Consider the following 13,303-nt stretch of genomic DNA (forward strand, 5'->3'; position numbering starts at 1 on the left):
GCAAGCCAAACGCTTGTTTGACTGATCAGTCACTTTTTTGGCGTTGAAATTCGTGCCTTACAGGGACGATAAAAACTCACTTCCGGTCTCCTGCCACTGCTTGAGGTCAACGCGAATACGCTTTTTGTCCAGCTTGCCCACACTGGTCTTGGGAATTTCGGTAACAAGGGCAATCTGCGAGGGAATTGCCCACTTGTTGATAACGCCCTGCTCGACAAATGGTTTGAGGTGTTCCTTGAGAATCCCAGCATCGAGATGCTGCCCTTCCTTGGCGACTACCAAGGCAAAGGGTCGCTCACCCCACTGCTGATCCGCCACACCGACTACGGCTACTTCGCGCACCGCCGATTGGCGGCTGATCAGGTCTTCGAGTTCAAGTGAAGAAATCCACTCGCCGCCGGTCTTGATCACATCCTTGATGCGGTCGCGAATGTCGATGAAGCCCATGTCATCCAGCGTTGCCACGTCACCAGTGTGCAGCCAGCCATGGGTCCAAAGCTCTTCACCTTTTTGCGGTTCACGGTAGTAGCCCTGAGTCAGCCAGGGCGCACGCAGCACTAGCTCGCCCTGGGTCTCGCCATCAACAGGCAGTCGCTGGCCCTCGCTGTCCATGATCGCAGCCTCCACCATCGGCACCGGGATGCCGGCCTTGATGCGGTAGGAGGCACGCTGTTCCTCGCCTGCCGCGAGTAGGTCTTCGTTGATATAGGCACAGGAAATCAGTGGGCAGGTCTCAGACATACCGTACGCGGCCGTCAGCTGAATACCTTTGGCCTTGGCCGCGTCATACACGGCGCGATTGAGTGCGCTGCCACCAATGATCACCTTCATGCCCTTGAAGTCATGCCCTTGGGCGCCAGGTGCAGCGAGCAGCATCTGCAGGATGGTCGGTACACAATGGGAGAAGGTCACCTGCTCGCTCTTGATCAGCTTACAGAGCATCTCCGGCTCGTAGCGCCCTGGATACACCTGTTTCACGCCCAGCATCGTCGCCACGTAGGGCACGCCCCAGGCATGCACGTGGAACATGGGCGTGATCGGCATGTACACGTCGTCATTGCCCATCAGACGGATGCTGTCCAGGCTGCCCAAAGTGGTTGCCATCGACAGGGTATGCAGCACCAGCTGGCGATGGGTGAAGTACACGCCCTTTGGGTTGCCGGTAGTACCCGTGGTGTAGAAAGTGGTCGCCACGGAGTTTTCGTCAAAGTCGGCGAACGCATAGGTCGGCTCTGCAGCTGCCAGCAGGTTTTCGTATTCACCGACCAAACCGGGAAGCTCAACAGCGGACTGAGCGTTGTCGGTCAGCAGTAACGTGCCGGTCACCGTGCTGAGCTGCCCCGCGATGCCCTGATACAACGTAGCGAAATCGCTGTTGACCAGCACGAAGCGATCTTCGGCGTGGTTCATCGTGTAGAGAATCTGCTCTGGCGACAGGCGGATATTGATGGTGTGCAACACCGCGCCCAGCATCGGCACCGCGAACATGCATTCCAGGTAACGGTGGCTGTCCCAATCCATTACCGCCACGGTATCACCGGCCTTCACACCCGCCTGGGTGAGCACATTGGCCAATCGTGCTACCCGCTCGTTGAAGGTCGCGTAGTTGTAACGCAAGGTGTCGCGATAGACGATTTCGCGATTTTTCTCGTAGCGGCTGCCCGACAGCAGCAGGCTTTTGATCAACAACGGGTATGGGTGGGCATTCGCGGCGGGGGGAATGATACGGGTCTGCAACATGGGCTCACCTGTTCTGAACTATTGTTGAAAGCGACGAATATGAAGCGAAACCGTAGCGGGGATGGCAACTTGCCCAACATTAGCCTGTGCAAGCGCTCACTCAATCAGCCAAAGGGATGATTGTGTTGCTCGCTATGACCTGCGAGCCGGTTTCGCCCCTTTACTGCAGATTAGGATGGAAATATGTCGGATATCGTTATCGTCAGCGGCGCTCGCACGCCCATGGGTGGTTTTCAGGGTAGCTTGTCTTCGGTAAGCGCAACGGATCTTGGCGCAACGGCGATTCGTGCCGCAGTGGCTCAAGCTGGCATCGCTGCGGGCGATGTGCAGGAAGTGATCATGGGCTGTGTGCTGCCCGCCGGTCTCAAGCAAGGCCCCGCGCGCCAGGCGTCACTCGCGGCAGGCCTGCCGAATGCAACGGGCTGTACCACCATCAATAAACTCTGTGGCTCAGGCATGAAGGCGGTGATGCTGGCCCATGACCTGATCAAGGCTGGCAGCGCCGAGATCATCATCGCGGGAGGCATGGAGAGCATGTCCAATGCGCCTTACCTGCTGCCCAAGGCGCGCGGCGGGCTGCGCATGGGCCATGGAGAGGTGAAGGACCATATGTTCTTCGATGGGCTGGAGGATGCGCGCACCGGCCGTTTGATGGGCTCATTCGCTCAGGAGACCGCAGATAGCTCTGGCATCACCCGTGAAGCGATGGACGCCTATGCCATCGAATCGCTAAGCCGCGCGCAACAGGCCATGGCCTCAGGCGTGCTGGCCGCCGAGATAGTCCCCGTCACTGTAACGACTCGCCAGGGTGACACTCAGGTTAGCGAAGACGAACAGCCGCTGAACGCCAGGATAGACAAGATCACCGGCCTGAAACCGGCCTTCAGCAAGGACGGCACCATTACGGCCGCCAACGCCAGTTCGATTTCCGATGGCGCCAGCGCGTTGTTGCTGATGACGGCAGAGCAGGCGCGCTCACGTGGCTTGCAACCGCTGGCCCGCATCGTCGCGCATTCGACGCAGAGCCAGGATCCCAGCGAGTTCACCATCGCCCCAATCGGCGCCATCAGCAAAGTCCTCAACAAGGCTGGTTGGCAAAAGGACGACGTGGATCTGTTCGAAATCAACGAGGCGTTCGCCATGGTCACCATGCTCGCCATCCGCGAGCACAACCTTGACCCTGCCAAGGTGAATATCTACGGCGGCGCCTGCGCTCAGGGGCATCCGGTGGGGTCAACCGGCTCGCGCATCGTCGTCACGCTGATCAATGCGCTACGCCAAACGGGCGGCAAGCGTGGTATCGCCTCGTTGTGCATCGGCGGCGGCGAGGCAACGGCAATCGCGATAGAGGCGCTCTAGCCTCACCTGAAGTGAGTACGCAACCGCGTACTCACTTCAATTCGGTAAAGGCCAGCTTGATGCCAAGACCAACCAGCACGACGCCCATCAGACGATCAAACCAATGCCCCATGCGGGCAAAACCATCGCGCACGCGCTGCTGGCTGAACAGCATCGCCACCAGGCAAAACCACAGGGCCGTAGCTACCGCCAGGTAAACCCCGTAACCGCCCTGCACGAGCAGCGGCGTGTGGGGGTTGATCACCACGGTGAACAACGACAGGAAGAACAACGTCGCCTTGGGGTTCAGACCGTTGGTGACGAACCCGGTGACGAACGCACCGCGAGGCGTTCTCGCTGGCACAGCTGCCTGCTCCTGCACCGCACCAGGCGCAGCTGGCTTGGCCCGCAGCGCCTTGAAGCCGATGTACAGCAGATAGGCAGCGGCCAACCACTTGAGGGCGTTGAACAGCATGATCGACTGGGAAACGATCAGGCCGATCCCCAACAGCGAATAGGCCACGTGAACGAAAATCCCCATGCCAACGCCCAGTGCGCAGAACACCCCGGCACGTCGCCCGTGGGCCACGCTTTCACGGACCACGATGGCAAAGTCCGGCCCCGGGCTGGCAACGGCCAGCAGATGGATAAGGGCGACAGTGAAGAATTCCATCCAGTACATGGCAGCTCCAGGATCAAGTAATTGATACGAACCGACTCGCTACAGGCAATCGGCAGCGACTAAACAGCATCTGATAGGCTGCATTTTACTTCTCGACTAGACACCCAGACAGGTACAGCTGATGAGCAAAAACGGCCGCGCGGTATTTCTCGACTATCGCTCCCTCGACCTCGGCGATCTGGACATGGCGCCATTGCGCGAGCAGTTCAGCGAACTGGTGTTGCACGATCAGAGCAGCCCGTCGCAGCTCATCGAGCGACTGCAGGGTGCACGCGTAGCGATCAGCAACAAGGCGGTCATTGACGCATCGGTGCTGGCCGCCTGCCCTGACCTTGAACTGATCCTGATCGCGGCCACCGGCACGAATAACGTCGACCTCGCCGCCGCCCGTGAGCACGGCGTCGCGGTGTGCAACTGCCAGGGTTACGGCACGCCCTCGGTCGCCCAGCACACCCTGACACTACTGCTCGCCCTGGCCACCAGCCTGCCGGCTTACCAGCGCGATATCCGCAATGGCTGCTGGCAAAAGTCGCCGATGTTCTGCCTGCTCGATCATCCGATCGTCGAGCTCGAAGGCAAGACCCTCGGCTTGCTCGGCCATGGTGAGCTGGGCAGCGCCGTCGCCAGGCTCGCCGAAGCATTCGGTATGCGCGTGCTCTACGGCCAACTGCCCGGCCGGCCGCCACGGGCAGATCGCCTACCGATCGATGAACTGCTGCCACAGGTCGATGCATTGACGCTGCACTGCCCGCTGACCGAGCAGACCCGCAACCTGATCGGCGCACGCGAACTCGACCTGCTCAAGCCCAGCGCGTTCGTGATCAACACAGCCCGTGGCGGTTTGATCGATGAGCAAGCGTTAGCCGATGCACTGCGTGCCGGCAAACTTGGCGGCGCCGCCACGGATGTGCTGACGCAGGAGCCGCCCAAGGATGGTAACCCGCTGATGGCTGCAGACATTCCTCGCCTGATCATCACCCCACACAGCGCCTGGGGGGCTCGCGAAGCGCGCCAGCGGATCGTCGGGCAGCTGGCTGAAAACGCGGCGGGCTTTCTCTCTGGCCGACCCAAGCGCCAGGTGAATTGAAGGCGCTGCGCGTCGCCTGCAGCTTTAGGCTTGCAGCGTAACGCGTGCGCCCCTACCCTTCGCGCTTTTGCCGGGGTAGATCATGGATCCGCGAAGTGAAGTGCTGCTGCGTCAGGCCGAGCTGTTCGGTGGCCGGACGTTGCTCGCCGGGCTGCCTGCCGATGATCTGCTTGGGCAACTGCCCGAGGCCCTCGGCTGGAGCTGGCACGCAGGCGACCAAAATCTGTTGCAGGCACGCTTCGCCGGGCGCAGCGATTTCGCGGTCACCCCGCCGCAAACGGATTTCGAGACAGCCGTGCTGTTTCTACCCAAGTCTCGCGAACTGACCGGTTACCTGCTCGACGCCCTTGCGTCGCACCTGCCGGGCAAGCTGCTTTATCTAGTCGGTGAGAAGCGCGCCGGCGTCGAGCGTGCGGCCAAGCAGATGTCGATCTACGGCACGCCTCGCAAGCTCGACAGCGCACGCCACTGCCAGCTGTGGCAGGTGCGCGTGGATCAGGCGCCTGCCGCCCCAGAGCTCGCCTCACTGGCGCAGCGCTATAGCCTGCAACTCGATGACGGCCCGCTCGAAGTAGTCACCCTACCGGGTGTATTCAGCCATGGCCGGCTCGATATCGGCAGCGCACTGTTGCTCAACCACCTGCAGCAACTACCGGGCGGTCATCTGCTCGATTTTGGCTGCGGTGCCGGTGTGCTCGGTGCAGTGCTCAAGCGTCGCTATCCAGAAAGTCTGGTCACCCTGCTGGACGTCGATGCATTTGCCGTCGCCAGTAGCCGCCTGACATTGGCTGCCAATGGCCTGGAGGCCAATGTGATCAACGGTGACGGCATTGCCGCAGCGCCCAGCGAGCTGAGCGCCATTCTCAGTAACCCGCCGTTCCACCAGGGTGTGCACACCCATTACCAGGCCAGCGAAGACTTGTTGCGCCAAGCCTGCAGACATCTGCGCAAAGGTGGGCAGATACGCCTGGTGGCCAACCGCTTCCTCAAATATCCGCCGTTGATCGAGCAACACATCGGCACCTGCCACACCCTGGCCGACGCCGATGGCTTTCGGATTTACCAGGCCACTCGAGCGTAATCGCACACGCCTGCGACAGAGCCGCGCAGGCCTTGCCCAACGTGATCGGTTTGGGCAGAATGCGCGCGTCCTAGGGGAGTAGTCTCCCGCGAGCGCCAGCTCGCCCGGCATGTATCAACATACTTGGTCCACAGGCCATGGTGCATGCGACCCAAGATCCGCCAAGACGGATCTGCGCCGTTCGGCTCGAACGCCGCGCAGGGTTTGACAAGACCTATGACACGAACACCTTACCCGGGGCGGGAAGGCTGTACGTGTCATAGCCGTGTCTACCCGCCCCTTTAGGAATCCTGATGCTGGAATCTCTGTTCGTTCCCACCCTGATCGTTGCCCTGGCGGAAATCGGCGACAAGACGCAACTGCTCGCCCTATTGCTGGCCGCACGCTTTCGCAGGCCCTGGCCAATCATCTGGGGGATGGTGGTCGCCACCCTCGCCAACCATATGGCCGCTGGCGCGGTAGGCAACTGGGTCGCCGGCCTGCTCTCGCCGGCGGTGCTGAGCTGGATCCTCGCCGCCTCCTTCATCGCCGTGGCGTTGTGGACGCTGATCCCTGACAAGCTCGATGACGATGAAAGCTCCAGCCTGAAGCGCTACGGGCCATTTCTAACCACGCTGATCGCGTTCTTTCTGGCAGAAATGGGTGACAAGACTCAGGTGGCCACGGTGATGCTCGCGGCGCAGTATCCCCACTTCATCATGGTGGTGCTCGGTACCACGCTGGGCATGTTGATCGCCAACGTGCCGGTGGTTCTGGCTGGCAACTTCGCCGCCGACCGCTTGCCACTCACGCTGATTCGCAGGATTGCAGCCGTCGCCTTTGCGGCCCTGGCACTCTATGCGGCCTATCAGGCCATGCTGCTAAGCGGTTTTCTGAATAGCTGAAGGCCATATAAAACCGCCGCCTGAATACAGGCGGCGTTGGAAACCGAATCAGCAGGCAGAACAGGTGATCCCGAAGGTCAGCTCCCGAGAACGTCGTTCAGGAGCTGGCTGCTTACTCGCGATCAGCCTTTCTTGGCCTGCTGATACAACGGCATGACTTTCGGAATCGCCGCCTGCAGCGAGGCGATGCGGCTTGACGACGAGGGGTGAGTGCTCATGAACTCTGGCGGCGAGCCCTCGCTGGCCTTGGCCATTTTTTCCCATAGGGTGACGGCCGCGTTGGGGTTGAAGCCCGCACGTGCAGAGAGCTCCAGACCGATCAGGTCAGCCTCGTTCTCGTTACCGCGGCTGTTGGGCAACGTCATGCCGTAGTTCACGGCGGCGTCAGCCAGCGCCATCTGGTCAGAACTTACCCCCAGCAGCGCGGCGGCGCCCTGCTTGGCCAGACTCACGCCATAGGCCTTGGACATTGCCTCACGGCCATGCTCGCGTAGGGCGTGAGCAATCTCGTGGCCCATTACCGCGGCAATTTCATCGTCGGTGAGCTTCAGCTTTTCGATGATGCCGGTATAGAAAATGATCTTGCCGCCAGGGCCACAGTTGGCGTTGAGCTCTGGGCTCTTGATCAGGTTGACTTCCCACTGCCACTGCGCCGAATCCGGGCGGAGTATCGGTGCCTGCTTGATCAAGCGATCAGCGATGCGCTGCAGACGCTTAGCCTCGGCGCTGTTCTTGTCCAGCACACCTTCGCTGGACGCTTTCTGCAGCGTCTGCTGGTAAGACTGGGCATACATCTGGTTGACCTCATCGGTCGACAGCGCGCTGAACATGTACTGCTTGCGCTCGACGCCGACCGAGCCACCGCTGGTCGTGTTAACGGCTTGGCATCCTGCCAGCAGCAGAGCCGCAGTCAGCGTGGTAATGGACAACGACGATTTCATGCTGGAACTCCCTGGGAACTGAGCGACGTATGCTAGGGGCTGCCTGTATTTCAGCGCAAGCAGCAGGGCTCAGGCGGGCGTCAGACACTCTGGGCCGTCGAGCTTCGGGTCATTGACCAGATTGCTCAACACCCGTTCCCGCAAGGGTTGTGGTCTGCCGACAAGCAGCGCTTGCAGCTCCTCAAGCGGCGTATCGGCCGCCAGCCAGCGCTGCCTGTCCTGCGCATTGAGAATCAACGGGCGGCGCAGCGATGCCGCGGCCTGGGTGATCATCGCCGTGCTCAGGTAAACATGCCCTTCAACGGGATAAGCCTCCCAGACGGCAGCGAAATACAGCAGCGATTCCTCGCTGCTCAGCCAGTAAGGCCGTTTGCGCGCGGCACCTCGCCACTCGTAGAAACCGTTGGCCGGAATCAAGCCACGACGCTGGCGAAACGCATCACGAAACATCGGTTGCTCAGCGAGGGTTTCCGCGCGGGCGTGGGCAGGCGTTTTCGACAGATCAGTCAACCAGGCGGGGGTAAGCCCCCAACGAGCGCGAACCAGCGCAGGCTGCTCATGTTCGCCGCGTAGCAGCAGCACCTGGGAGCCAGGCGCCAGGTTCCAGTGTGGTTGCTGGTCAGCGGGGAAACCTTGCTGGGCCGCAAAGGCGGGCGTCCAGCGAAACAGCGCAAAGCGTCCACTCATGAAGGGCTCGGTCAGGATAAGCGGGGCGGGTCGTTCAACACAGCAACACGCCCTGAACGTTGTCCGGCTCGTCACCGGGTAGTGGTTGCGCGCCATTGTACTCGGCGATCAGCCAGCGGGCGCGCTCGGCGTCGCCATCGTCGACCAGCATGCCGAGTAGCCCACAAGCCGGCAGCTCGCCCACCGCGCCGGCCAAATGAGCCCCCACCAGATGCGCCTGAATACCCTCGCTGGCGAGCATGGCTTTCAATAATTCGCCTTCCATCAGGTCCTGCGGCTCGTAGACGCGCTTCATCAGTCATTCTCCCCGCGCACATCCAGACTCCAGACCTGCCCGTCGGTTTCGAGCAGAAACACGATGGGCCGGCAACACACGGGGCAATCCTCGATGTACTGCTGATCGCCAGCCGACAGATCCAGTACTGCCTCGACCGCCTCACCGCAGTAGGGGCACTGATAATCCTGGGTTTCCAACATGGGGCGCCTCCGTGTGACTTGCAGGGTATAATGGGCGGCTTATTGCCGCGCCTTATGCGGCTGCCGTGCTGAAACGAGTATGGCAGTAGCGCGTGGCGCAGGCATTCAACCTCTCAATCGCAGCGATAATCACAAGAGATCATGATGGGCGAATTCGACAGCATCCGACCCTATGCCGACGCGGAAATTCCAGCGGTTCTGGCCCGCCTGTTGGCCGACGATGCGTTTCTCGACATCCTTACCCAATTTCGCTTCCCACGCCTGGCCGGCCCATTCGGCTGGGCGCTCAAGCCTCTTATAGCCCATCGCCTGCGTTCGCAGTTCCGCCATATCGATTCGGTGCGCGCGCTGCAGGAATCCATCGAGCCTTACATCGACCGCAGCGTCGAGCATGCTACCGATGGCGTGACCTACTCAGGCGTGGAAACGCTGAAGGCCGGCACCCCTTATCTGTTCCTGGCCAACCATCGCGATATCGTCATGGACCCGGCATTCGTCAACTACGCGGTGTATCACGCGGGCCTGCAGACGCCACGCATCGCCATTGGCGACAACCTGCTGCAGAAGCCTTTCGTCAGCGACCTGATGCGCCTGAACAAGAGCTTCATCGTGCATCGCTCGATCAGCGGCCGCCGCGAAAAGCTGGCCGCCTATCAACTGCTCTCGGCCTATATCAGTCATTCGATCTGCCAGGACGGCGAGTCAATCTGGATTGCCCAGGCCGAAGGCCGCGCCAAGGACGGTGATGACCGCACCGACTCGGCGATCCTCAAGATGTTTCATATGAGCCGTAAGGACGAGTCGTTCGCCGACGTCATCGCCAGCCTCAGGCTCACCCCGGTTTCGATCAGCTACGAATACGACCCTTGCGACCAGGCCAAGGCCCGCGAGCTGTACACGCGCGCGACAACGGGCAGCTACACCAAACAGCCTGGCGAAGATGACAAGAGCATCGGCCTGGGCATCACAGGATACAAAGGGCGCGTGCACGTGCACTTCGGTGACCCGGTGACGGCTGGCTTTGAAGACGCCAAGCAACTGGCAACCCTGACCGACGCGCAGATTCTCACCGGCTATCGCCTGTTCCCGGTGCACTACCTTGCCTACGCCATGTGGAGCGAGCGCGACCCACAACTCGAGGTGCCGGCAGCCGAGTCGCTGTTCGGTGCAGTTGAGCTGGCCGCTGCCAAAGAGCAGTGGCAAGAACGCCTAAACCGCTGCCCGAGCGAGCAGCAGCCTTACCTGATCCTTCAGTATGCGATGCCGGTACGTAACCAGTACCGCGTAAAAGCGGGCATTGCACTTTGATCGTTTGATAAAAGACAAATGAAAAAGCCCCGACATGTCGGGGCTTTTTTACAACAGCGGAAAACTTACTGGCCGCTGAGAATCTGCGACAGGGTCGGGTCCTTGAATGCGCGGGTGAGCGCATCGCTCAGTACATCACTGACCAGCTTGGTGTTGGTTTCCTGGTTCGGCGCCATGCCGAAACGCTGGTTCAGCGAGGCACCGTAACGACCACTGTAACGACGGCTGCTGTTTTGCACGTCAGCACGGAAGCTGGCGGTCATATCAGCTTCGGTGACGTACAGACCTTCTTTAGGCGACTGGTACTTCAGCTCAGCCAGAGTCAGGGTCAACTGCGGCGCATTGTAAGCATTCGCCGATGGGGTGAAGCCCAGCAGACGCACGGCAGCTTCAGCCTGGGCCTGCAGCTTGGGCAGTACATCCTGGCCCGAGACGCTGATCGCGCTGGTTTCTGGATACAGGCCACCGCGGGTTCCCAAGACCGGAGAAGGGCGCCCATCGACCACACGCACCACAACCGGCTGCCCCTGGCCAACAGGAGTCAATGATCCAAGCAACTTGGGCTGCGGGCTGAGTTGTTGCGGGCTGTGGGCACAACCGACAAGAGCCAGACTGATAACGGCAACCAGACCAAACAACAGGCGATTCATACTCGGTTCTCCATGGGGGGCGCTTAAGGCTCGCGAAGTATAACGAATCGACCCGCAAACGGTGAACGCGGTTCCGCGTCATGCGCCCGTCACATGCTGGCGGTATAAGACTTTGGTCGCTTTGCATGATGGAGACTTGTTCGATGCATGCCCTATTCAAGAAGGTCGCCAACACCCCACAACCGCGTATTTTCGCCTGTCTTGACGAGCACGGCATCTGCCGCGCCTTTCGCCAGAGCGCCCAGCCACCGGGCCATACAGGCTGGCATGAGGTCAATGAGCAGCGCCTCAACTGGCTCGGCGCACAGCTCCCCAAAAGCGCTTTCGCCATTCACTGAACACCTGCCGGGGCGTTTTCACGCCCCACTGCGTGCGCAATAAAAGTCGCGCGTACCTGATCACTTCTCTCGCTTTCGCCTTATAATCGCGCCCCGATTATAAGGACGCCTCCTGATCGGCATCGCCGCAGAGAGTCGCCCACTTCGTGCTGCTCGATATCGACAGCCTCCGCATCCGTACAGCACCGCGTTTTCGCGGAACATCTGCGGCTGGGGAAGGCCAAACAGGCACATGAACTTTTGAGGTTCGCGTTCCAAAAGAACGTGAAAAGACGGTTTCAGTAACTTCACAAGAGTGTGGCGAACATATGAATCATCTTGCGGCAGGACAAGGCGAGTTCTTCCCGTCTTCCGAATTCCCAGTACAGCTCTGCAACCGCTGACAGGCGCATTTGACGCCCAGGCCGACGGCCTACGACTGGACGCTGATTTTTTGGAGATGTGGTAATGGCGCAGAACGATTACGAAGCTGTAGATGTAGTGCTGGTCGGAGCCGGCATCATGAGCGCAACGCTGGCCGTGCTGCTCAAGGAGCTTGATCCGGGCATCAAGCTGGAAGTCGTCGAGGCGATGGACAGCGGTGCAGTGGAAAGCTCCAACCCGTGGAACAACGCGGGTACCGGGCACGCCGGCCTGTGCGAACTCAACTACACCCCCGAGTCCGCCGATGGGTCCATCGACATCAAAAAGGCAGTGAGCATCAATGCCCAGTTCGAAGAATCCAAGCAGTTCTGGGCCTATCTGGTCAAGAAAGGCACCTTTGGCGCTCCCAAGACCTTTATCAACTCGGTTCCGCACCTGAGTTTCGTGCGCGGCCAGAAAGGCATCGACTACCTCAAAAAGCGCTTCGATGCCCTGCGTGTGCACCACGCCTTCGAGGACATGGTGTACAGCGAAGATCGCGACACCATGCACCAATGGATGCCACTGATGATGCCGGGCCGTGATCAGAACGAGCCCATCGCAGCGACCCGTGTAGCCAACGGTACGGACGTGAACTTCGGCGCACTGACCAAGAGCCTGCTCGACCACCTGACTCAGCAGAGCCAGGCACGTGTGACGTTCAATCAGCGTGTAACAGACCTGACCCGCAACGAGCATGGCTGGCGCGTAAGCACCAAGGATCAGAAGAACGGCAACCATCGCCAGATCCAGGCGCGCTTCGTTTTCTTGGGCGCCGGTGGCGGCGCTCTGCCCTTGCTGCAAATGTCTGGTATCGCGGAGGGCAAAGGCTTTGGCGGCTTCCCAGTCAGTGGCCAGTGGCTGCGCTGCGACAACCCGGAAGTGGTCAACCGGCACCAGGCCAAGGTCTACAGCCAGGCCGAAGTCGGCTCGCCGCCCATGTCGGTACCGCACCTGGACACCCGCGTGGTCGATGGCAAGAAATCTCTGCTGTTCGGGCCTTATGCCGGCTTTACCACCAAGTTCCTGAAGAAGGGCTCGTTCCTCGACCTGCCGATGTCGGTGCGCCTGAACAACATCGGGCCGATGCTGGCAGTCGCTCGCGACAACTTCGACCTGACCCGCTATCTGGTCAAAGAAGTCATGCAATCCCAGGAACAGCGCCTGAATACCCTGCGCGGTTTCTATCCAGAGGCCAAAGCCAGCGATTGGCGCCTGGAAATTGCTGGGCAACGTGTGCAGATCATCAAGAAGGATGCCAAGAAGGGCGGCATTCTGCAGTTCGGTACCGAACTGGTAGCGGCTCAGGACGGCTCCATCGCGGCATTGCTGGGAGCCTCTCCAGGCGCCTCGGTGACCGTCTCGATCATGCTTGACCTGATTCGCCGCTGCTTCCCTGAACAGGCAGCCTCGGCGCAGTGGAGTAGCAAGCTGAACGAAATCTTCCCGGTACCTTCTTCGGTGCTGGTGAGCGATGCCGAACAGTACCGCTCTGTGCAGGCACAATCCGACGCACTGCTGCAGCTGCGAGAAGCATAACCGGCTTGATCACCGGGCTTACTGAAAACGGCGCCTGCGAGGCGCCGTTTTCATTGCTGTGGTTCTACTTGCTCAATAAAGACGTGCGCAATAAAAAGGCCAGTCAGCAAAACTGACTGGCCGCAGGCCTGGCAGGCCTGGCAGGCCGG

Annotated in this window: 14 protein-coding genes and 1 riboswitch; of the genes, 7 read left to right on the forward strand and 7 right to left on the reverse strand. The window is 60.5% G+C overall.

The genetic code is table 11. The annotated features are described in order from the left end of the window. Nucleotides 1–57 precede the first annotated feature (57 nt). The gene (locus BUC40_RS00610) at nucleotides 58–1,740 is read right to left on the reverse strand and encodes a fatty acid--CoA ligase (RefSeq protein WP_073261554.1); all 1,683 of its coding nucleotides are present in this window, start codon (nucleotides 1,738–1,740) and stop codon (nucleotides 58–60) included. A gap of 183 nt (nucleotides 1,741–1,923) precedes the next feature. On the opposite strand from BUC40_RS00610, the gene BUC40_RS00615 reads away from it, so the two are divergent. Next, nucleotides 1,924–3,099 (forward strand): thiolase family protein, encoded by a 1,176-nt coding sequence (locus tag BUC40_RS00615; RefSeq protein ID WP_073261556.1) that lies wholly within the window; start codon nucleotides 1,924–1,926, stop codon nucleotides 3,097–3,099. 31 nt (nucleotides 3,100–3,130) lie between these two features. On the opposite strand, the gene BUC40_RS00620 is transcribed toward BUC40_RS00615, so the two are convergent. Next, the gene (locus BUC40_RS00620) at nucleotides 3,131–3,760 is read right to left on the reverse strand and encodes a LysE family transporter (protein ID WP_073261558.1); all 630 of its coding nucleotides are present in this window, start codon (nucleotides 3,758–3,760) and stop codon (nucleotides 3,131–3,133) included. Between the two features lie 121 nt (nucleotides 3,761–3,881). On the opposite strand from BUC40_RS00620, the gene BUC40_RS00625 reads away from it, so the two are divergent. The 3 genes from BUC40_RS00625 (at nucleotide 3,882) to BUC40_RS00635 (ending at nucleotide 6,812) form a co-directional block, all read left to right on the forward strand. Then, on the forward strand, nucleotides 3,882–4,847 hold the full coding sequence (locus BUC40_RS00625) for a 2-hydroxyacid dehydrogenase (RefSeq protein WP_073261560.1): 966 nt from the start codon (nucleotides 3,882–3,884) through the stop codon (nucleotides 4,845–4,847). An 82-nt stretch (nucleotides 4,848–4,929) separates the two neighbouring features. Continuing rightward, on the forward strand, nucleotides 4,930–5,928 hold the full coding sequence (locus tag BUC40_RS00630) for a class I SAM-dependent methyltransferase (protein WP_073261562.1): 999 nt from the start codon (nucleotides 4,930–4,932) through the stop codon (nucleotides 5,926–5,928). Nucleotides 5,929–5,989: 61 nt separating this feature from the next. Next, a riboswitch (yybP-ykoY riboswitch) is annotated at nucleotides 5,990–6,134 on the forward strand. A gap of 90 nt (nucleotides 6,135–6,224) precedes the next feature. After that, the gene (locus BUC40_RS00635) at nucleotides 6,225–6,812 is read left to right on the forward strand and encodes a TMEM165/GDT1 family protein (RefSeq protein WP_139272124.1); all 588 of its coding nucleotides are present in this window, start codon (nucleotides 6,225–6,227) and stop codon (nucleotides 6,810–6,812) included. Between the two features lie 122 nt (nucleotides 6,813–6,934). On the opposite strand, the gene BUC40_RS00640 is transcribed toward BUC40_RS00635, so the two are convergent. From BUC40_RS00640 to BUC40_RS00655, 4 genes are all read right to left on the reverse strand, one after another. Further along, nucleotides 6,935–7,753 carry a M48 family metallopeptidase gene (locus BUC40_RS00640; RefSeq protein ID WP_073261566.1) on the reverse strand — a complete coding sequence of 273 codons (819 nt, stop codon included), beginning with the start codon at nucleotides 7,751–7,753 and terminating at the stop codon, nucleotides 6,935–6,937. A 69-nt stretch (nucleotides 7,754–7,822) separates the two neighbouring features. Next, complete coding sequence (locus tag BUC40_RS00645) at nucleotides 7,823–8,440, reverse strand: SOS response-associated peptidase (RefSeq protein WP_073261568.1); 618 nt, start codon at nucleotides 8,438–8,440, stop codon at nucleotides 7,823–7,825. A gap of 34 nt (nucleotides 8,441–8,474) precedes the next feature. Then, nucleotides 8,475–8,735: a putative signal transducing protein gene (locus BUC40_RS00650; protein WP_073261570.1), complete on the reverse strand. Its 261-nt coding sequence runs from the start codon at nucleotides 8,733–8,735 to the stop codon at nucleotides 8,475–8,477. Further along, entirely contained in the window at nucleotides 8,735–8,917 is a 183-nt protein-coding gene (locus tag BUC40_RS00655; protein WP_073261572.1) for a CPXCG motif-containing cysteine-rich protein, read from the reverse strand. The genes BUC40_RS00650 and BUC40_RS00655 overlap by 1 nt, the downstream gene beginning before the upstream one ends. Nucleotides 8,918–9,061: 144 nt before the next feature. Here BUC40_RS00655 and BUC40_RS00660 point away from each other — a divergent pair, with 144 nt between their 5' ends. Continuing rightward, nucleotides 9,062–10,225, forward strand: coding sequence for a 1-acyl-sn-glycerol-3-phosphate acyltransferase (locus BUC40_RS00660; protein WP_073261574.1), 1,164 nt, complete (start codon nucleotides 9,062–9,064; stop codon nucleotides 10,223–10,225). A gap of 65 nt (nucleotides 10,226–10,290) precedes the next feature. Here BUC40_RS00660 and BUC40_RS00665 read toward each other — a convergent pair whose 3' ends face one another. Next, complete coding sequence (locus BUC40_RS00665; RefSeq protein ID WP_073261576.1) at nucleotides 10,291–10,875, reverse strand: YajG family lipoprotein; 585 nt, start codon at nucleotides 10,873–10,875, stop codon at nucleotides 10,291–10,293. A 143-nt stretch (nucleotides 10,876–11,018) separates the two neighbouring features. Here BUC40_RS00665 and BUC40_RS00670 point away from each other — a divergent pair, with 143 nt between their 5' ends. Continuing rightward, nucleotides 11,019–11,213 carry a hypothetical protein gene (locus BUC40_RS00670; protein WP_073261578.1) on the forward strand — a complete coding sequence of 65 codons (195 nt, stop codon included), beginning with the start codon at nucleotides 11,019–11,021 and terminating at the stop codon, nucleotides 11,211–11,213. A 447-nt stretch (nucleotides 11,214–11,660) separates the two neighbouring features. After that, the gene (gene mqo, locus BUC40_RS00675) at nucleotides 11,661–13,154 is read left to right on the forward strand and encodes a malate dehydrogenase (quinone) (protein WP_073261610.1); all 1,494 of its coding nucleotides are present in this window, start codon (nucleotides 11,661–11,663) and stop codon (nucleotides 13,152–13,154) included. The last annotated feature ends 149 nt before the right edge of the window (nucleotides 13,155–13,303 follow it).

This window comes from Phytopseudomonas punonensis, assembly GCF_900142655.1.
Classification (GTDB): Bacteria; Pseudomonadota; Gammaproteobacteria; order Pseudomonadales; family Pseudomonadaceae; genus Aquipseudomonas; species Aquipseudomonas punonensis.